The sequence below is a fragment of the Pseudoalteromonas lipolytica genome (genome assembly GCF_900116435.1).
Classification (GTDB): Bacteria; Pseudomonadota; Gammaproteobacteria; order Enterobacterales; family Alteromonadaceae; genus Pseudoalteromonas; species Pseudoalteromonas lipolytica.
Window position 1 is genome coordinate 24,511 of sequence record NZ_FPAZ01000025.1, and the last position, 20,426, is coordinate 44,936.

Genomic DNA, 20,426 nt, shown 5'->3' on the forward strand with positions numbered 1-20,426 from the left:
TTAAATTACATCGCCTACTAAGTTAGGTTTTTGCGAATAACTTACATATATTTGCTCATCACTTAACTTTATTTCCAAGTAACCCAGAAAGTCAGGCCAATCTTGAAGCGTTAATCGTTTGTCTCCAATACGAGCCGCTAAGGTGGCTAATATGGTGTCGTGAGTAACCCATATATGTACTCCATCAGCCGAGTTATTCAACAGTGCTTTAATATCACTAAAAATACGTGCAGCCGAATTGTTTAAATCATAAAAACCATCCCATGACTCAGTACCTGAAAGCAAATGTAAATTTACTGCTTTATGACCTTTTTTCAGCCAATGTTGCCAAGCTAAGTCACCATCTTTAATAATAAAACCAGGATCGCCTAATAGGCGGCACTGCTGTATATCATTAGGTTTAAAGTGAGTCGCCTGAGCTATTAGTTCGGCTGTTTGCACACATCGACCAATAGGGCTGGTTCTAATACTCAATACTTGACCGCTTATTAGCGAAGCAAATAATTTACTCTGCTCAATACCTTCATCAGTCAGCATTACATCATTACCCACAGTGTTCGGTGAAATATCGGGCCGAGCAGCATGTCTTACAATGAGCACTCTTTTCATTTGTTTATGTCCGTATTAACTTCATTACAGTTACTAAGCCATCTTTTTTAATAACCGAATCAATGCAAAGCCCTGCTTTTTTAAATAGCGCTTCAAATTGGCTTTGCGTCCTTTCTTGTCCACCTGTCACTGTGAGTAAATGTAAATCGCAGAGGGAGCCACCAAAACTGTATTCATCAAGTAACATTTCAAACACATAAATCGCCCCATTATGTTGTAACGAGGTTGCTGCATTTAAAAGAATTTGCAAAGCATTGGTATCGTTCCAGTCATGAAGCACACGCGAAAGCATTATTTTATTTGCCTTAACAGGCCATGTTTCAAAAAGGTCAAAGGCTCTCTTATTATTGAATTCACTAGAATCAATAACACCTGCAAGGTCACCCAAAATCACATTTGAAGACGGGAACTGATCAAGAATAAGCTGCGCTAATAAACCATTGCCACCCGCAGCATCAAAAACAACATCGCCTTTATCAATATCTAAATAGCAAACAAGCTCTTGATAATCTTTTAAAGCGTAGCTGCGCAGCATATTGTGATGCCTTTGGGTATGCTCCTTGGACAAACTTACTTGTTTAAAAATATCATCAGCTTTAATGTCTTCTTGCATTAATTGTGTGAGGCTATGCCACCTTTGCATTAACTCACCACGATACTCTATCGCTGCACTCGCAAGCGACATAGGATGGTTTGTATTTAAAAAAGCCCCTTTGGGTAATACATGCCAAATGTGTTGTTCACATTTTACCAACCCTAACTCTGCCAAGGCATTAAGTAGGCGAGTTAACCGTTTTTCTAGTGTATTTGTGTGTATGGCTAATTGAGCTGTGTTGTTAGGTAAGTAATCAAATATTTTTAAATCAGCGGCGGCTGCAATAGTAAAGGTTCGCCAGTAGCCAACTATATCAGCAGATAAAGCGCCAAAGTCATCATTCTTTGCAGCTCTAAGCTCTCTAATTACATTGCCTTGCTCGTTAATAATTTGCAGTGCACCTGAGTGCGTTTCAACGCGCGAAAACCCATTATAAAACGGTTCAACACTTGCGTAGCGCTGTGCATAAATAGGTTTGCCACTTTTATCAATGTGATGCCAACCATCATCGCTCTTGGCTCTTGCAAATCCCTTATGAAAAACATCCAAGTCTAAAAACCAGTTTGAATGAATAAACCGACCTTGCTTATCAATGTGCGTACTCAGGCCATTTTCAGCCTGAGCAACGGCAATACCTTCTCTAAAATCGCCACAGTAAATCCACTTATTTTCATAAAGAGGCTGGCCTAATTTATCAATATGAAAGTAAAAACCGTCCTTATTACATACAACAGCAATGTTTTGTTGATAATTACCTACAAAGGCATAGCGCTGCGCATAAGCTGCAAAGCCATTTGGCAAGATATGAAACCAATCATCGTTTTCTACTACAGCAGCTAAGCCACAGTAAAAACCAAAAGTACGATTAAATTTGTGCGGGTAAATTGCTTCACCTGTTTCGTTTATGTGCCACGCTTGGCCATTTAAGCAAACAGGCGCAACTTGGTAGGCGTTGTCTATATCATGAAAAGATAAAACTTCATCAAAACGTGCAGAGTAAGCTGGAGTGCCATCAGCAAAAGTATGGTATTTACCATCGCCCGAAACAGAGAGTTTAGCTAATATGCTCATTACGGGCGCCTCATAGTGCACTGCTTACACAAAGGGTGATTTTGATATGTATTCATCAACTCAACATACTGCTCACTCTGTGCTAATTCTGATAGTGACGACTCGGCAACTGAGCCAAAATCCCCTAATGATTTACGCTCTTGATCCGGAGCACAACACACATTAAAACGACCCGATGGATCAATCCAAATCTCTTTACCTAAAAATGGGCAGTGACCATTCGGTGCTATATCGTCTAAATTATCTAGGTGTAGCTCAGAAAAATTATCTAGCTTAAAAGGTCTGCTTGCAGTTTTATTGTGTGATTCAACGCGCTCATGGCAGTACTTAACTATTTGATTCCAACGCTCTGCAAACACAATATCGTTACGTAAGTTTTCAGTTGCAATTTCATCAAAGTGCGCCCATAACTGGTGACCCTTTATACGGTCAAACCCCAGAGCAATAGCAAGGTCAACCATTTGAGGAATTTCTTCTAGGTTGCTGCGTAAGAACGTTAACTGCATTGTTATTGAACAATAATGACGCTCGGCCCAGCTGTCTCTAACAGCAATAAAGCGTTTCGCATTTTCAATATGTTCGCTTAATTGAGCACCAAGCATTATGTTACTGTGAGTGGTGTCGGTTGCCCCATTCCACGAAATTTTTACATCACTACCAATAGGTACAATACGATTAGCCCAGTATTCAACATTGTGGTGTTTATCGGGGCTTGGAAAAGTGCCATTCGTGGTTAAATTTAACGATAACCCCAACTCATGGCATAAATCTAAAAACACATCAAAATGCGGATAAAGTAATGGTTCTCCCATTGTTGAGGGGATCACTTCTTTAATGTCCATTGCAGCCGCGTCGCGGATCACCTGCTCAAGCATCACTCTATCCATATTAGGGCGCAATCGCCCTTGCTGTTTACGCAATTTAGGGCTATCAGAATAAGGCGAATGATCCTCACACATAACACAGTTTAAATTACAGGTATCTGGGTTGGTGTCCAAGGTAATGCGCCAAAAATCAGTTTCCCTCACTGCATTAACTCCTTGTAGCGCGCCTCTAAATCAATAATATGCTGGTCAATACATGGAATTTCGCCATCTTCGCTATATGCATAGCCCTTTTCTCCAAGTTGTCTCGCATATTGTGGGTCGTCAACAAACACCTGCATTTTTTCAGCCAGTGCATCAACATTTCTATGTTCATAGGTCAGGCCATTTACGCCATTTATAACGTATTCACCCATACCGCCATCGTTAGCTGTAATCACAGGTACTCTAGACTGTTGCGCTTCATGTATCACAAGCGGAGAATTCTCAACCCAAACCGAGGGCGTTACAATTGCATCGGTTTTGCTAAATACATCAACAGCTATGTGCTGGTTTTTGTACTCAGGCATCCATTGAATACTGTTTTGTTTTTCGGGTGGTAATGTTGCAGCAATGGCACGCAAAGCACGTGAATCTTGGCCTCTATCTCGCCCCCAAATACGTAAAATAGCATCGCCTTTTATTTTTCCAAATGCCTCAATTAACTGGTGAATACCCTTAGCCGGAATATGCGTACCAATATAGCCAAATGTGAAAGGTTCGCCTTCATTACGAACACGGCCTAACATACGGGAACGATCAAAACCGTAATCTAAGTAAATGCTTTTATCGGTTGGCAAGCCAAAATCTTTTTCGTAGCGGTTTTTTAAATATTTGGCAGGAGATATAAACAGGTCAACCTGCTCAACAACCTCTTTTACGTGGCGCATTCTGCGTTCAACCCAGTTTTCCCAATAAGCAATATCTTGGTCTAGCTCTTCTTTATCACCTGAAAAGTAACGGGCGTAACATTGGGTGGCACACTTTTTATTTTCTTGTCCATCACATGCAGCCCACAGATTATCGTCAGCAGAATGCATTTGCATAAACTGCCCACGCGGGCACATTAACCAATAATCATGCAACGTGTAAACCACAGGAATATTGCGCTTTTTGGCTTCAAACACCAAAGAGGTCGATAAATGGTTCAAATGACCAATGTGCACAATATCAGGACAATATTCATCGAGTAACTCGGCAAATCTTTGATCAATAATTGCCAAGCGATATCTATCTCTGTGGCGAGGATTATTCACAAGGTGTAATGTAATTTCTGGCACATCAGCGTCGTGGCTAATTCTTATATCGCCATCTGGCCTGAATGCATCTTCCTCACGGGTAAACACACGAACCTCATGGCCTTTTTTAACCAACCCATGACAAATAGTTTGTGAATAAACTTCCGAACCCGCGTTATACAACATAGGGTAGCCATGTATTACTTTTAATATTTTCACGAATGCGCTCCTAATTTTAATTTTTTATTATATGCGTCAACTAACCTTGCAATCCCTTGTTCTGGTAAAACACTCGCGTGCCAGCCTAATAGCGATTTAGCACGAGTCGGGTCGCCGATAAACCGCGCAACATCGTAATCACGAGACGCCGCCTCAACAATAGTTGAAGAGCTATTTGCGGCCTTAATGGCCATTTGTGCGGCTTGCTTTAAAGTTGTGCCATGTCCAGGTAATAAATGAATGGGAGGCAATTGCTTTTCACCTTCACTCAGTAAGGTTATGGCTTTTACTAAACCCGCTACGGTGTCATCTACATGGGTAAAATCAAATAAATGCTCAAAGCCATCAACACGTAAATCCAAGTCCAATACGGCGTTTTTACAAAATGCGGGTAATACTCTATCTTCATGATCAAGCGTACAGCCATACACGTTAGCTAACCTAACAATGGCGGTGTTAATACCTGCATTTCGTGCGCTTAAAGCGGCATCTTCCATAAAAAGCTTAGAGCGACCATAAATATTAACGGGCGCTAAAGGCATGGTTTCTGTAACGGGTAAAGTTTTTGGTTCGCCATAAACCTCGCGGCTACTGGCAACCAGCACCCAAGGTTTATGCGCACTGTTTGCCGCTAATTTAAGAAGTTGTTCACTAGCCAATGCATTAGTTTTCCAGCACTTTTCAGGGGCGTTCTGTGCCCATACAACGCGCGAAACAGCCGCTAAATGTATTACGCCACAGCATTCATTGAGCGCTTGGCTTAACTGCCCTGTATTACAAATATCACCCGTTCCATCAGCAATATCAAAACCAACCACTTCATAACCTAGTTGAGATAATAGGGGAGATAAATGACGGCCAACCAATCCTAAGTGGCCTGTCATTAAAATTTTTTTCATTAATTCTTAATCCTTTACTGCCTAATTAATATTACTTACCTGCTCACTGGCTGATTCTAATGTTCGACCTTGGTGATCGTGTAGCGTTACCCCTTGCTCTGTTTTCCAGTCTACCCAACCATTAGAGCTGGCTAGTAGCAAAAACATCGAGGCACCGCTTGGTGTAGGGAATAAATAATCACGTTGAAATACAAAACGACCACCTTGCTCTGCAATTACCCCTTTGGCTAATAGCTGGTCACGCTTATCATAAAACCGTTGTTCGGTTTTACGCTTAGTGGTCATAGGGGCGGAAGAGCCTTTTAATACCACCATGCCTTCATTGGTATAAATACCCTTGGCATCGACACCTGTGCGGCTACAAGAAAAAACTTGTTCTGCTTTGGTTGGTGATATTTCTGTCAGTGGTTCAAAAATGGGGTAGCCAAGAGTCGCTAATAACAAGCTACCAATTTCATGAATTTCATCGCAATCGGCTTTAAGCGGCACAGGTGTATGTGGCTTTTGCCCACCATTACCATTGAGTAGTTCATAACGCTGGCAATGCTTTGCTTTTTCTATCGACAGCGATTCTAAATACAGCACATGAGTTTGCGTTAAGTTATTGGTGAGCGACACCAACACTAACGCACGCTCCCAATCTTTTTTTTCGTCTTTGTAGTGCTGCATCAAGCGGCTGCCCACATCGCCCGACTGACCTATATACAGCTCGTCGTTATCTGTATACGTGTTATCGCCAGAAACCAAGAAATAAAGCCCAACCTGCTTGGCTTCTGGCATTTTCACAAATTCAGCAATATCACTACGCGGCACTTCTATTAAGCGAATAATCGACGTGGTTTGCTCGGCAATGCGAATACCCGCAGGGTCGCCCGTAGGCAAAAATATTTGAATGGTGCGAGGTCGCTTTTGCGAAATCATGCCACCGCCTCATCATCAACTTTCACTCTGCGCTTACCCGTTAACAGTTGCTGCATCAGCGCTTTTTTCTCTTGTTTTAGGTCAGCAAGCTGTTGTTCCAACAACACAGTTTCTTGGTCAGCGTTCAGTAATACTGCCGAAATCTTTTGCTGCTCCTGAAATTTAGGGATATGAAAGTGGAGTCCTTCAAAAGCACTCTTAGAAAGCTCTAAGAAAGTTGAACCACTCGCTTTGCTAATTAGTTTATGCTTATAGAAATTTAGAAGGTAATACACAAACTCAATATTTGTATTCTCATTTGGAACGATGTTTTTAAAACCTTGATTAGTGCTCATTTCATGACTTGCAATAGCCATTTCACCTATCGTTGCACGAGTACAAACTAACAATGTCCCCTTAGGGAGAAGTTTTGCAGAGCTATTTTTAATGCCGTCTAAAGAAACTAGTCGAGCAGTTGACTCAATGTAGATACTATCTTGCTTAGTAATATCGGTAGGTGTTACCCAGTTTATATCACCATCCCAGTATTCAGGCTGTTTTGTACTTGGTGTGCCACCAGAAGAAATATCTCCTAATTCTGAAAGGCGCTTTTCTTCCCACTCACCCTCAAACGGTTTACCTGAATCATCAAGTAGGCGCTTTCTTTGGGTGTGAGCGCCTGTGAGCAGTTGTTGCATCAGGGCTTTTTTCTGCTGTTTGCTGTTGTCGATTAGACGCTCGGTGGTGCTAATCGCTTTATCCCAAGTGGATAGGATTTTGGCGATTTTGCGTTGTTCGGGGAGGGGCGGACTGAATATTTTAAAATCACCAACTTGCTTTAAACTAAGACTTGGTTGAGCTTGAGTTGACGCTTCTTGTATAACTTGCCATTGCACGAATGGTGAACGAATTGCATATTTAAGATAAGGAGGAAATACTTTCTCTTTTACTGGCCTAATGAGAGCAACATTTTGATTAATATTTGCTGGTAGTATCGACTGTTCTACCATAAAGCTTGAGCCGATAGTATTTCCTACAATACATAGAACTGAATCCTCGTAAGCCAATTTGGAACGTTTAAGCATCTCATTTGCTTCTGATGTAATCCATTTCTTTGTATCCATTTTTGCTACACCATCAAACGAACAGTTATACGCACCAATAAATGTTGCTTCACCTTTTGATTCATCAACAAATTGATAACCATATGTTGTTGGAGTAGATCCCTTAGTAATAAGACTAGTTAAGTCGGTCAATTTTTTTATTTCTTTATTAGGCACCATAACCCAACTCCTTTAAGTAGCCTTCCATCTCTACTTCGAGGGTTTGCAGCTCATTTTTCAGTTGCAGGCGCTCAGTGCGCACTGCCACTAAATCAATTTCCGCTTCTTCTTCAAAGGTATCAACGTAGCGAGGGATGTTTAGGTTAAAGTCGTTTTCTTTGATCTCATCAAAACTGGCAAGGTAGGCGTATTTATCAACACTTTCACGAGCCTTGTAGGTGTCGATGATTTTTTGAATATTTTCGTTAGTTAGCTGATTTTGGTTTTTGCCTGACTTAAACTCACGACTGGCATCAATAAACAATACGTTTTTGTCTGTTTTGTGCTTTTTAAATATTAAAATGGCGGCTGGAATACCCGTGCCAAAGAACAACTTTTCTGGTAAACCTATTACGGTATCTAGTAGGTTTTCTTCAATCAGTTGCTTACGAATTTTGCCTTCGCTTGATGCTCTAAATAACACACCATGAGGCACTACCACGCCCATTCGGCCCGTTTCGGGTTTTAACGTTTCAATCATATGGCTGATAAACGCATAGTCGCCTTTGGTTTTTGGCGGAATACCTCGTCTAAAGCGCCCATAAGGGTCGTTGCTGGCATCGTCATGTCCCCACTTATCGAGTGAAAATGGGGGGTTGGCCGTAACTACGTCAAAGTGCAATAAGCCGTTGCCGTCTTTCTCTTTTAGCAGTGGATTACGAATGGTGTCGCCCCATTCAATACGATGGTTATCTTCACCATGTAGGAACATGTTCATTTTGGCTAATGCCCATGTTGAACCTATCGCTTCTTGCCCAAACAAGGCGTACTTTTTTGAGCCAGAGTTTTTACGTACCATCGCACCACACTTTAATAGCAGCGAGCCACTGCCTGTACATGGGTCACATATTTGGTCGCCTTCAACTGGCTCTAAAGCGGTTGCTAAAAGGGTAGAAACCTCTGGCGGGGTATAATATTCGCCAGCGGTAGCGCCACTGCCAGCAGCAAAGTGCTTGATAAGGTATTCGTAGGCATTACCGATGATATCTAAGCTACCCACACGCTCTGTGCTTAGGTTTAAAATATCTTTACCAAAGTCTTCCAGTAAATGGCGAAGTAAGTCGTTCTTTTGTTTTTCTTGGCCTAATCGGTCAGTGTTAAAACTGATGTCTTGGAATACGTTTTTAAGCTTACTTCCGTTAGCTTCTTCAATAGCGTGTAAGGCTTTATCGATGCGCTCACCATTACCTGCTTCATAACGCTTTTCATATAGATCCCAAAAACTTGCGCCTTCTGGCAGTACAAAGCGCTGTTTCGACATCATGGCGTGGATAAGCTCAGGGTTATCACCATACTGCGCAACTAGTTTTTTATATTCGTCTTTATAAACATCAGAGATGTACTTTAAAAACAGCATGGTGAGGATGAAGTCTTTATAAGTATCGGCACTGATCACACCACGGAAGGTGTCACAAGCAGCCCATACCGCCTTGTTGATATCATCCTGATTGATCTGGTTGGCTGTGGTCATCTTTTTCAAGTCCTTATTAATAACATTTCAAATCATTGTACAATACTTTGTAATAATTCATATTCGATCACGCACTTAATATGTGGGTAGCACTTACCTAATTATCTTTTGTATTTTTTGTAGGCGAAGCAATACAGGTTATTCTTGTGCTAAAGTTACCTCTCTACTACCTCTACTACTTCCTATGCAAGTTATCTATATTTATAAGAGGGGCCAAGATATCAGCTAACTTAACAGCTGCCTCTTTGCGTTCCTCATAATAATCATGGTTGTCATACACTTTTTGTAACCCAACAAACGAGTGATTTATGTAACGTTCAGCAACATCAGTAGGAACTTTTAACTTTGACAGTAAAGAGCGGCAGGTATGTCTAAGCGAGTGAGGGTCAAATTCTGGCCAAGGAATTTTCCCTTCTTTCTTTAACTTCAAGCAAGAGTGATTAACTGTGTTTTCACACACATGCGTATTATCTAATTTGCCTTTTTTTCTACTGGGGAATAAGTAGGTTGAGTTCCCTGAATAGGCTTTAATTTGTAGCAGCCACTCAATAGTTTGTGGTGCTAAGGGCTGGGTAAACCTTCGTCTTGACTTTGTTCTTTCAGCTGGAAGGTGCCAAGTTCCATTGTCTAAATCAAATTCACTCCATTGAGCTGCATATAGTTCCATTTTGCGTACCCCTGTAGAGAGAAGTAATGCTAACCCCCAATAGTCTTGGATGGCAATTTTTCCAATGTTTTTACGTAAAGCATTAAAAAGTTCAGCTACCTGCTCAACGTTAAGGGAAAACTCCTTAGGCTTTTCAGTGCCTCCAGCGTCTTTTGCTGTAAAGATAGAGGCTGGATTATATTGGACTAAATTGAGCTTTTGAGCATGGTTAAAGATCTTGGTTAGCAGGTACAAGGTTTTATTTGCAACTGTTTTACGTGGCTTTTTGCTTCCATAACCTTCGTTAATTCTTTCGATGATAAAGCGAATATCAGTAGGCTCTACTTTTGCTAATTCATACTTACCGATAACAGGTTGGATTTCACGCTTATACAGTGAGGCGATAATGTTCGGGTTTTCTATGCGCTTCGATTCTCTTTCATAAAAGTCATCCCATAAGTCCGCTACGGTATGAAGTCTCTGGGACTTAGCTTTCTTCTTTTCAGATGCAGGGTCTAAGCCTTCACGCTTTATCTTTAATTTTATAGTTGCGGCCTCAGCTCGAGCCTCAGCTAAAGACATTTCTTTCGGTGATGAAAAATAAGTCCAGGCGCGTTTACCATTTGGCTTTGTGTACCTTAACGCCCAAAAAGGGTGTCCTGCATCGTTAATAACAAAGTAGAAACTATTACCATCTGAGATTTGTGCTGGGCGACCATCTTTTATATATGACTGTATCTCAGCTTGCGTTAGCGGCCCTTTATTAACTTCGCCGTTTGCTTTTCTTTTACGTGTTTGTCTTTTATCAGTCATAACTAAAAATTAGGTAACCAGTTAGGTGACCGAAATTTTAGATGATTTATGAAGTGAATGGAAATGATTAGAAGTGTAAAACTGGCTAAGTACAATGATTTTAGCCAGTTATGTAGTGACTAGATATGACTTGAAATACTATTCAATATTCTGAATTTGCTCATTGAGTAGCGGCCTAGACCCTAACAAACTCAATAACTTACCGAGAATAAACCGTTCAAAAATGCCTGTTTGCCCACCAAACTGCCCACCACTTGTCTATGGCTTTTACGAAATCTTAGTGGTTAGCAATGGAAAAACAGTGCCGTTTTTATGCTGCTGTTAGGGTTTAAAAATAGCAGTTTTGAAAGGCTTTATCGAGCACGATTTCTGTCAATATAGCTTTGCCATTTTTTCACTGGTTCTACACAATAGTAATGAGTCAGCAGAAAGCTCACTTAGCCTGAAATGGACATTATGGTGTCCATTTTAATAGGAATAAGCTCAATATGGATACTATGGTATCCAAGAGAGATAAGACTGAGTGTCGAATGATAAGCATCAGGTCTACAAATTGTTATCCCTAAGGTAACTTTGTGTAGACCTTCGGGGCTAGGCAACGCGCCTTTACCATCTCTCTGGTAAATACTGCGTGAAATACAAAGGCATCACGATATTGGTTTGTTCTAACGCTGAAGAGCCTTGTGTACCCGTTAACTTAAAGGTTTTATTTGGAGTACATTTTTCAACGTAGGATGCCAACGATTTTGCTCTTGTACGTTTACCACTTTTGACTTCCACAGGGATGATATCGCCTTCATCGGTCGCCAAAATAAATTCGATTTCGGCGCGGGCGTCATTCCATGAATAGCTTGGGTCAACGCCAATAGCTGTGAGCTCTTGTTGCACAAAGTTTTCAGCCACATAGCCTTTGTATTCATAGTTTTGTTGCTTAATCTCTTTATAACTGCTGCCCAGCATATGATTGAGCAGGCCCACATCAAACAGAAATAGTTTAACCATATTGTCTTTTTTATAGGCCGCCAACGGAGACTTCGGTAATCCTTCAATAGGGTAGTTTGGCAAAGCTAAGCGGCAGCAGTTAAGCCAATGGATCGCGGTTTCAAAATCGCTATAACGAGATTTACGCTCATGCACATGCTTAAATTTAAAGCGTTTAACTGACTCATCGCTGACAAGTGATAGCTGGGCTGGAATGCTATTAAACACCGATTCAATCAGTGTGGCATCGACCTTGCCCGCGTACTTACCGAAATCGCGGCGATAACCTTCAACTAAGTCGGCATGAATTTTTGTGACTTTTTCAACACGCTCTAGAATGCTTGAATCCTTATACTGATACCAAGCAGAAACGGCTTCCGGCATACCACCGGTAAAAAAATAGTCGGTTAGTTTATCCATCAATTTAGTGTGCACCGCCGGTGTGCTTGCTTGACTATCAAATGCTTTGATCAGTGCTTGCTCGTTGGATGCGTAAATAAATTCTTGGAAGGTCAGTGGTCGTAAATTGTACTGTTCTACCTTGCCCACAGGGAAGGTGTTGAGCAAGCCAATATTTGAGCCGCTGGCTGCGACAAAATAAGACGGTGCTTTTTCGGCAAAATACTTAAGCGAAGTAACGGCACGTTCGCACTCGCCAATTTCATCAAATATCAGCAAGTCGGTTTCTGGGTTGAACGCTTGGTTGGTTAACAACTCAATGTTCATTACTAGCTCGTCAGGTGACAACGAGCCATCGAACGCTTCTTTGTAAGCTGGGTTTTCAAGGAAGTCGATACGAAGGATGTTGGCAAAGGTGTTCCCAAATAACTCTTGTAGCAGATAGGTTTTACCTGTTTGTCTTGCACCATCGATCAATAATGGCTTGCGCACCGGTTGATTTTTCCATGCTATTAGGGCGTTTAGTAAGTTGCGCTGCATTGTCATTTCCCGCCAATTAAGACTGTTAACTGCCTGTAGTATAACTCAGTCTACACTTTTACGCGCAGAAAAGTGAGGAATTTTACATTTTTATGCGCGTAAAAGTGTTGTGGCGTTCTAATTGAGCAAGACTCTCCCTTTTTGAAAAAGCTTTTGGCACTCATCCCTTGGGCTTTTGGGGCAGTCTGGGCAAAGCCTTAGTTCACGCCACTTAGGCACACACTAACCCTGCCCATACGGTATTTATGACTTGGGGCATTATGTCAATTCTGGGGCAAGTAGCTACTTGTACCCTCAGAAAGCTGCACGATCCGGGCATTTATCTGCCTACTGCGTCCGTTTAGTACTGGCAAACTCCTAACTGAACTTAACAGATCAGTGAGGAAGCAAACGATGAACCCAACCACACAATCACCCACAAACACATTACACCCAGCGCGTCAGCAGCGGATTTTGCGCTTGCCCGAGGTAAAGGCAAAAACAGGCTTTGGCCGCAGTACCATTTATGCCCTGATGGCCAATGGTGAATTTCCCCGTTCCATTCGTATTGGCGCGCGTGCCGTGGGCTGGTTAGAAAGCGATATCGACCAGTGGATTGAAACCCGCCGTATCGGTGCTGCTTATGGCCGTGGATAAACCATCAGCATCAAACCAATTACCTGCCAGTGATATGCATAACAACGCGCCAACATTACCGCCAGGTTTTGCCTATAACGCGCAAAACTGGCTGGTGATGCAACCTGCGGGGCAAGATAGCCCAGTTAAAATCTGCTCTTGGTTGCAAGTGGCCGCCCGTACTCGCGATCCGCAAGGGGACAACTACGGCTATTTATTGCACTGGTTAGACGATGACAATCGCCATCGCTATTGGGCTATGCCCGCAGAACTATTGGCCGGAGACGGCAGCGAGTACCGTCGAACCCTACTCAGCCGAGGCATGCGGCTAAGTAACAGTGTCAAAGCGCGGCAGTTGCTCTCCCTGTTTATTCAACAAATGGGCGAACTGGCCACGCAAAAGGCCATCAGCGTCAACTGCATTGGCTGGCATCATAACGCTTATGTGCATCCGCGCCTCACCTTTTACCCAAGCGAACACAGCAACAACCCGCGCATGGTGCTGCAAACCATGCACCCGATAGAAGGCTTTATTCAGCAAGGTAGTAGCGACAGTTGGCGGCAGCACGTTGGCCGCTATTGCCTAGATAACCCGTTATTAATTGTTGGTGTCTGCGCTGCACTGGCCGCGCCTTTGTTGCATTTGTGCGGGGTGGATGGTTTTGGTTTACACCTCTACGGTGCCAGCAGTACTGGTAAAACCGCAGCGCTGTATCCAGCATTATCGGTGTGGGGAGAGCCTAATCAGCTACGCCACAGTTGGCGCGCCACGGCCAACGGTTTAGAAGGCACAGCCTTAGCGCATAACGATGCCTTGCTGGCGCTCGATGAAATGGGCGAAGTTGACCCAAAAGAGGCGGGCGATGTCGCTTATATGCTTGCCAATGGCCAAGGTAAAACCCGTGCAGGCAAATACGGTGAAATGCGCTTACCCGCGCGTTGGCGTTTAGTGTTTTTATCCACTGGCGAAGTGACGCTTGAAAGCCATCTTGCCAGTATCGGCAAGCGCGTAAAAGCTGGCCAGCAAGTGCGCGTAATTGATCTCAGTGCCGATGCCGGATCGCAAATGGGCGTGTTTAACCAGAGTCATGGTATGAACGCCGCCGATTTAGCCGACCACCTAAAACAACAAAGTCGCCAACACTACGGCTGCTTGGCCTTGGACTGGTTACGTTATTTAACGCAGCACAGCGCGCAGGTGCGACCCGTTTTCCAAAACGTACGCCAACGCTTTTTAGCCAGTTTACCACCCGAGGCTGACGGCCAAGTGCGCCGAGTCGCCGAAAAATTTGCCTTACTGGCCAGCGCAGGCCTGTTAGCCATTCAAGCCGAAGTACTTGATTGGCCAGCTCAAAGTGTCGAAGCTGCCTGTTTAAGCCAGCTTAACCAATGGATACTTGCCCGCGGTGGTGTGGCCGCCAATGAAGACCAACAAGCCATTCGCCAAGTGCGTAGCTTTATTGAGCAGCATGGCGAAAGCCGCTTTACGCCTAAACAAACCGGTTACAGCAGCCAAGTACGCCAGCGCGCGGGTTGGCTTGATACTTCTGGCCCACAAACCCTCTACCTGTTTTACCCAACTGGCTGGCGTGAAGCCACCGAAGGCCTAAGCCCAGATCGCGCCGCCAAAGCACTGATGGCCGCAGGCTACCTAGTCCCCGATGGTAATCGGCCACAGCGCAAAGTCAGCCTCCCCGATAACACCCGCCCACGAATGTACTGCGTGAAAGGCAGCATCTTGGATGACTAAAATGGCGATGAATCCTGTGTAGGCTTGTCGCCTTGCAGTGTGCCGACAGTCAACCTAAGGGCTGGGCGAGGATTAAAGGCTAAGGCGGACAATACTGCTAGTGTACTGGTTGTGTACCGCCAAGGTAAAATGGATTACTTTTTAATCCTCTTAAATCCTCACTATTCAGCTTAAATCAAGTTTACTTTGCTGAGCGAATATGTGACTATTTTACTAAAGCCTCAAGCTCATAACGTTAGGTACCTTTTGTGAATTCAGACCGCTGGTTATCTGTTGAAGAAATAGCCGAATATCTTGGCGTAAGCAAAGATACTGTGTACTCATGGATAAGTAAAAAGGGTATGCCAGCTCATAGAATTGGTCGGCCTTGGAAGTTTAAAGCAGATGAGGTGGATCAGTGGGTTAGATCTGGTGGCGCATCAGATGACAGCAAGGAAGAAAAATAGTATGGCCTTAAACGAAGCAGATACTTGCCGGGTCTACGTGACGCCAAAGCTCAAAGAGTCTGGATGGGAAAACAATCCTAGCACAATAACTGAACAGTACACATTTACCGATGGTCGTGTTCAGTTTAAGGGCAGTAAAGTTCAACGTGGGGAGCAAAAGCGAGCGGATTATTTACTTAAGTACACTCGCGACTTTCCTATTGCTGTTGTTGAGGCTAAACCTGAAAACAGCCCTGTCGGCCAAGGGATGCAACAGGCAAAAGATTACGCAGAAATCTTAGGGCTAAAGTTTGCTTACTCAACCAATGGCCATGAGATCTTAGAATTTGACTACACCACTGGTGAAGAGCAATTGTTGTCGCGCTTTCCAACCCCTGATGAGTTATTCAAGCGTCTTTGTGGCGATGAAGGTTTAAAGGATGAAGATCTTGATACCTTGCTGTCCCCTTACCACCATGTTTCGGGATATTCCCCGCGCTACTACCAACAAATAGCTATAAACCGCGCAGTTCAGTCGGTGCTTCAAGGTAAAAAGCGCTCATTAATTACGATGGCAACGGGTACGGGTAAGACTGTCGTCGCTTTTCAAATTAGTTGGAAGCTGTGGAGTGCTCGCTGGAATCGTACGGGAGACTACAGAAAGCCTAGGATTCTATTTCTGGCAGATAGAAATGTGTTGGTCGATGATCCAAAGGATAAAACATTTACTCCGTTTGGTGATGCAAGGCACAAAATTGAAGGTGGCAAAGTTGTTAAAAGTCGTGAAATTTATTTTGCCATTTATCAGTCCATTGCCAGTGATGAGCGTCGTCCAGGCTTGTATAAAGAATTTCCGCAAGACTTCTTTGATCTAATTATCATTGATGAATGTCACCGAGGCAGTGCCCGCGACAACAGTAACTGGCGAGAAATTCTGGAGTATTTTGAGCCAGCCTTTCAAATCGGTATGACGGCGACGCCGCTGCGTGAAGATAACCGCGATACTTATCGTTATTTTGGCAACCCAATCTACACCTACAGTTTGCGCCAAGGTATTAATGACGGATTTCTTGCGCCATACCGCGTACACCGAGTTATTTCGGAAGTCGATGCGGCAGGTTGGCGACCAAGCAAAGGCGATGTAGACCGCTTTGGACGAGAAATCCCAGATGGTGAATACCAAACCAAGGACTTTGAACGGGTTATTGCGTTAAAGGCTCGAACAGATGCGTTTGCTAAGCATCTCACCGACTTTATGAAGCGAACCGATCGTTTTGCAAAAACGATCGTGTTTTGTGTCGACCAAGAACACGCCGATGAAATGCGTCGGGCGCTTAATAACTTGAATTCTGACCTTTCACGCAAGCATCCAGATTACGTTGCACGCGTGACATCAGAAGAAGGGAAAATTGGCAAAGGGCACCTCAGTCGTTTTCAAGAGTTGGAAACCAGTACTCCAGTGATACTGACCACTTCACAGTTATTAACAACGGGGGTCGATGCGCCAACCTGTAAAAATGTTGTGCTTGCGCGTGTTGTGAACTCAATGAGTGAGTTCAAGCAAATTGTTGGTCGTGGTACTCGCCTGCGCGAAGATTACGGCAAGCTGTGGTTCAACATCATTGATTATACCGGCTCCGCCACACAAAATTTTGCTGATCCTGACTTTGACGGTTACCCAGAAATTGAAGATGAAGTGGTGATTGATGAAGACGGTGAAGAAGTGGTAGATGACACTTTAACACCAGAGAGTGAAGAGTTAGAGGTTGCTGAAGAGACGAGTGAATACGAAGTGAACACTGAAGGTGAAGGCGCTGATGATGAAGAGGAGCACGAACCGAGAAAGTACTACGTAGACGGTGGCAGCGTTAAAATTACGTCTCATTTGGTCTATGAGCTAGACGAAGACGGTAAACAGCTTCGCGTCATCCAATATACCGACTACACCGCAGAAAAGGTAAAGACCCTCTTTTCCTCACTGGACGAACTAAAAGATAGCTGGGCTAATCCGTTAAAGAGAGAAGAGATCATTCTCGAATTACAAGAACGCGGGATCCAGTTTGATGATTTGGTCGCAGAGTCGGGCAAAACCGATGCAGATCCATTGGATTTACTTTGCCATATTGCATTCAACGTGCCGCTGCGAACCAGAAAAGAGCGCGCGGACTACTTGAAGAAAAACAAACCGGACTTTTTTGATCAGTACGGCCCAGAGGCCCGCGCGATCTTAACGTCTTTACTGGACAAATACACCGACCACGGCCCCAAGCAATTCAGTATTCCGGATTCGCTACAGGTACCGCCTATTTCTGAATATGGCAATGTGATGGAAATAGCCAATCTCTTTGGCGGCGCATTGCAAATGAAAACCGCCGTGGACCAATTACAAACGCTGCTCTATAGCCAGCAATAACAGAAGTGACGACACGATTTATGGCACGAACAAAGAAAGCAGATCAGCCGATGACCACCGCCCAGCAATTAGGTGCGATTGTTAAATCGTCTCGGCAAATCATGCGTAAAGACAAAGGCTTAAATGGCGACCTCGATCGCCTGCCAATGCTCACTTGGATCATGTTTTTGAAGTTTCTCGACGACTTAGAACAAATGCGAGAAACCGAAGCCGTGCTAGAAGGAAAAAGCTTTCAGCCAGCCATCGAAGCGCCATACCGCTGGCGAGATTGGGCAGCAATTGAAGGTGGTATCACCGGCGACGAGCTGATTGCCTTTATTAATAATGATGAAGCAATGCGACCTGATGGTACCCGTGGCATCGGTTTGTTTGCCTACTTGCGTAGCCTGCAAGGTGACAACGGTGGTGATCGCAGAGATGTGATTGCGACCGTGTTTAAAGGCATGCAAAACCGCATGATCAACGGCTATTTGTTACGTGATGTTGTCGACAAAATAAACGGCATTCATTTCAACTCATCTGAAGAGATGCACACCTTAAGCCGCTTATACGAAACCATGCTGCGTGAAATGCGTGATGCCGCCGGTGACTCCGGCGAGTTTTATACCCCGCGCCCAGTGGTCCGCTTTATGGTAGAGGTGATGGACCCGAAGTTGGGTGAGTCCGTATTGGACCCAGCCTGCGGCACGGGTGGTTTTTTGGTTGAAGCGTTCGAACACCTGGAGCGCCAGTGTAAAACAGTCGAAGACCGCGAAGTATTGCAAGAAAGCAGTATCTTTGGTGGTGAAGCCAAGTCGTTACCTTACCTGCTGGTACAAATGAACCTGTTACTGCATGGTTTGGAATACCCAAGAATTGACCCAGAAAATAGCCTGCGCTTTCCACTAAGAGAGATGGGTGACAAAGATCGTGTAGATGTGATCTTAACCAACCCACCTTTTGGCGGTGAGGAGGAGAAAGGCATTCTTGGCAACTTCCCAGAAGACATGCAAACCGCCGAAACCGCAATGCTGTTCCTTCAATTGATCATGCGTAAACTCAAGCGCCCTGGTCATGGTTCAGACAATGGTGGTCGCGCGGCGGTTGTTGTACCAAATGGCACGTTATTCAGTGATGGTATCAGCGCACGCATTAAAGAAGAGCTGTTAAAGAACTTTAATCTGCATACCATTGTTCGTTTGCCGGAAGGGGTATTCGCGCCTTATACCGATATTGCAGGCAACTTACTCTTCTTCGATCGTTCTGGCCCAACCGAGGATATTTGGTATTACCAAATATCGACGCCAGAAGGCAGAAAAAAATACACCAAGACTAAACCAATGGAGTACTTCGAATTTGAAGACTGCTTACAGTGGTGGGCTAGCCGTGTGGAAAACGCCCAAGCTTGGTCAGTGAAAGCACAAGACGTTATCCTGTATGACGATAGCGGCAAGTTGGTTTCTGTCAACTTAGATATTAAGAACCCAAATAGTCTTGAGGCGATGGAATATAAAGACCCTCAAGAGTTGTTAGCAAGCATGGCGAAAAAAGAGCGAAAAATTACTGATCTAATTGGTGAAATTGCTGATTTACTAGCACAAGGTTCAAAACAATGAGAGCTTGGCCCCTTGAGAAATTAGGTTCAGTGCTCGATAAATCAGAAAACTGGATCGAAGTGCAGCCTGACAAAGAGTATAGCGAAGTCACAGTTAGGCTTTGGGGTAAAGGCGTGAACTTGCGAGGAACCAAAATCGGCAGTGAAATTGGGTCGTCTCGTCGACTTTCTGTTTCAGAAGGGCAATTCATTATTTCTCGTATTGATGCGAGACATGGTGCGTGCGGACTCGTTCCAAAAAACCTTGATGGTGCCGTGGTTACAAATGATTTTCCTGTCTATACGCCTAAAGAGAATAAGATTTTACCTAGGTATCTTGAACTGATTAGCAAAACCCACTTTTTCGTTGATGCGTGTAAAAGAGCGAGTGAGGGAACGACAAACCGAGTACGTCTTAAAGAACCACGGTTCTTTGATATTGAAATACCCCTACCTGACATAGCTGTCCAAAAATTAGTCATTGACAAAGTCGACTTCGCACTGGACAAGCTTGAAGAGATAAAGCTTCTTAGATCATCATTGTTAGATGATGCGCAAGCAATGCTGAGTAGTGCCTTTAATAAATTAATTGAAGGCGCTGTTTATAAGCCGATGTCGGAAGTGGCTCCGATTGTTAGAAGACAAATTGAAATTACAGTTGATGGTGAATATCCAGAACTGGGCGCTCGGTCTTTTGGCAAAGGTATTTTCCACAAGCCGACGTTAATCGGTGCGGAACTCGATTGGCAAAAGCTGTATACCGTCCACTCTGGTGATCTGGTCTTAAGTAATATTAAGGCTTGGGAAGGTGCTATTGCTGCTGCTGGAGACAATGATCACGGTCGAGTTGGATCGCACAGGTATATCACATGTGTTCCTGTAGAAGGAGTAACAACTGCTAACTTTCTGGCGTTTTATCTTCTGACTCAAGAGGGTATTGAGCAAGTACAGGCCGCTTCGCCAGGTAGTGCAGACCGAAACCGAACCTTAGCGATGAAAAGATTAGAGAAAATTAAGGTTCCTGTACCCGATTACGATAAGCAGCTTTGGTTTAATCAACTGCAAAGCTATGTTGAAAAAATTA

16 protein-coding genes are annotated in these 20,426 nt (G+C 43.8%); 6 read left to right on the top strand and 10 right to left on the bottom strand.

Annotated elements, in window-relative coordinates; all coding sequences use genetic code 11:
- The 10 genes from BM378_RS19105 to BM378_RS19155 form a co-directional block, all read right to left on the bottom strand.
- Window positions 1-609 (bottom strand): histidine phosphatase family protein, encoded by a 609-nt coding sequence (locus BM378_RS19105; protein ID WP_074989805.1) that lies wholly within the window; start codon window positions 607-609, stop codon window positions 1-3.
- 4 nt (window positions 610-613) lie between these two features.
- Window positions 614-2,275: a methyltransferase gene (locus BM378_RS19110; protein WP_083422946.1), complete on the bottom strand. Its 1,662-nt coding sequence runs from the start codon at window positions 2,273-2,275 to the stop codon at window positions 614-616.
- Window positions 2,275-3,303, bottom strand: a complete 1,029-nt coding sequence (locus tag BM378_RS20550) for a radical SAM protein (protein WP_074989806.1) — start codon at window positions 3,301-3,303, stop codon at window positions 2,275-2,277. The genes BM378_RS19110 and BM378_RS20550 overlap by 1 nt, the downstream gene beginning before the upstream one ends.
- Complete coding sequence (locus BM378_RS20555; RefSeq protein ID WP_074989807.1) at window positions 3,300-4,595, bottom strand: glycosyltransferase; 1,296 nt, start codon at window positions 4,593-4,595, stop codon at window positions 3,300-3,302. The genes BM378_RS20550 and BM378_RS20555 overlap by 4 nt, the downstream gene beginning before the upstream one ends.
- The gene (locus tag BM378_RS19125) at window positions 4,592-5,494 is read right to left on the bottom strand and encodes an NAD-dependent epimerase/dehydratase family protein (RefSeq protein ID WP_074989808.1); all 903 of its coding nucleotides are present in this window, start codon (window positions 5,492-5,494) and stop codon (window positions 4,592-4,594) included. Before BM378_RS19125 ends, BM378_RS20555 begins: the two co-directional genes overlap by 4 nt.
- Before the next feature lie 21 nt (window positions 5,495-5,515).
- Entirely contained in the window at window positions 5,516-6,415 is a 900-nt protein-coding gene (locus tag BM378_RS19130; protein WP_074989809.1) for a GIY-YIG nuclease family protein, read from the bottom strand.
- Window positions 6,412-7,677, bottom strand: coding sequence for a restriction endonuclease subunit S (locus BM378_RS19135; protein WP_074989810.1), 1,266 nt, complete (start codon window positions 7,675-7,677; stop codon window positions 6,412-6,414). The genes BM378_RS19130 and BM378_RS19135 overlap by 4 nt, the downstream gene beginning before the upstream one ends.
- Complete coding sequence (locus BM378_RS19140; protein ID WP_074989811.1) at window positions 7,667-9,187, bottom strand: type I restriction-modification system subunit M; 1,521 nt, start codon at window positions 9,185-9,187, stop codon at window positions 7,667-7,669. The genes BM378_RS19135 and BM378_RS19140 overlap by 11 nt, the downstream gene beginning before the upstream one ends.
- Window positions 9,188-9,362: 175 nt before the next feature.
- Window positions 9,363-10,646, bottom strand: a complete 1,284-nt coding sequence (locus tag BM378_RS19145; RefSeq protein WP_083422947.1) for a tyrosine-type recombinase/integrase — start codon at window positions 10,644-10,646, stop codon at window positions 9,363-9,365.
- A 606-nt stretch (window positions 10,647-11,252) separates the two neighbouring features.
- Window positions 11,253-12,566, bottom strand: a complete 1,314-nt coding sequence (locus BM378_RS19155) for an ATP-binding protein (protein WP_074989819.1) — start codon at window positions 12,564-12,566, stop codon at window positions 11,253-11,255.
- A 378-nt stretch (window positions 12,567-12,944) separates the two neighbouring features.
- On the opposite strand from BM378_RS19155, the gene BM378_RS19160 reads away from it, so the two are divergent.
- The 6 genes from BM378_RS19160 to BM378_RS20685 form a co-directional block, all read left to right on the top strand.
- Window positions 12,945-13,202, top strand: a complete 258-nt coding sequence (locus BM378_RS19160) for a helix-turn-helix transcriptional regulator (RefSeq protein ID WP_439895771.1) — start codon at window positions 12,945-12,947, stop codon at window positions 13,200-13,202.
- Window positions 13,189-14,931 (top strand): DUF927 domain-containing protein, encoded by a 1,743-nt coding sequence (locus tag BM378_RS19165; protein WP_074989812.1) that lies wholly within the window; start codon window positions 13,189-13,191, stop codon window positions 14,929-14,931. The genes BM378_RS19160 and BM378_RS19165 overlap by 14 nt, the downstream gene beginning before the upstream one ends.
- 248 nt (window positions 14,932-15,179) lie before the next feature.
- The gene (gene mads1 / locus BM378_RS19170; RefSeq protein ID WP_001083515.1) at window positions 15,180-15,377 is read left to right on the top strand and encodes a methylation-associated defense system helix-turn-helix domain-containing protein MAD1; all 198 of its coding nucleotides are present in this window, start codon (window positions 15,180-15,182) and stop codon (window positions 15,375-15,377) included.
- 1 nt (window position 15,378) lies between these two features.
- Window positions 15,379-17,769, top strand: coding sequence for an EcoAI/FtnUII family type I restriction enzme subunit R (hsdR, locus tag BM378_RS19175; protein ID WP_074989813.1), 2,391 nt, complete (start codon window positions 15,379-15,381; stop codon window positions 17,767-17,769).
- A 20-nt stretch (window positions 17,770-17,789) separates the two neighbouring features.
- Window positions 17,790-19,364 (top strand): class I SAM-dependent DNA methyltransferase, encoded by a 1,575-nt coding sequence (locus tag BM378_RS20680; protein ID WP_222726853.1) that lies wholly within the window; start codon window positions 17,790-17,792, stop codon window positions 19,362-19,364.
- The coding region (locus BM378_RS20685; protein ID WP_074989814.1) for a restriction endonuclease subunit S domain-containing protein at window positions 19,361-20,426 on the top strand (1,066 nt) is incomplete at its 3' end. The genes BM378_RS20680 and BM378_RS20685, both read left to right, overlap by 4 nt.